Source organism: Actinospica acidithermotolerans, assembly GCF_018139625.1.
Lineage (GTDB): Bacteria > Actinomycetota > Actinomycetes > Streptomycetales > Catenulisporaceae > Actinospica > Actinospica acidithermotolerans.
In genome coordinates this window covers 1-384 of sequence record NZ_JAGSOH010000413.1, presented here as the reverse complement: position 1 = coordinate 384, position 384 = coordinate 1, and the positions used below count along the sequence as shown (strand labels likewise).

The 384-nt window shown below is 28.1% G+C and carries 1 pseudogene; it reads left to right on the top strand.

What is annotated here, in order from left to right:
* Positions 1-204: 204 nt before the first annotated feature.
* Positions 205-384, top strand: a pseudogene (locus tag KDK95_RS39180) (HoxN/HupN/NixA family nickel/cobalt transporter); the annotation flags it as partial.

Below are 384 nucleotides of genomic sequence, written 5' to 3'. Positions count from 1 at the left end.
AAGTTAAGCAAAGTGACATCTTACATTATTGTTGGTTAATGTATCAAATTATATATATCGCAAAAAATTATTTTGCAGTTACATGTATATTTTTATATAACAAATAATTTTGCATAACATTTTTGTTATATGAACACTTATTGCTAGAGTGCACATTGAACATACAGTATGATTAAATATCATGTTATGAAAGAAGGATATATTTTGACTGTTTTTAAAAATGAGCGCTTAAGCTGGTTACCATACATAGCTATTGTCATTTTGTTACACGTTATTGGGTTTAGTTTTTTATGGATTGCTGGAAAGGACCATCATATCTTATTTGGTATGGGGATTCTTGCATATACATTAGGTTTACGTCATGCATTTGATGCTGATCATATT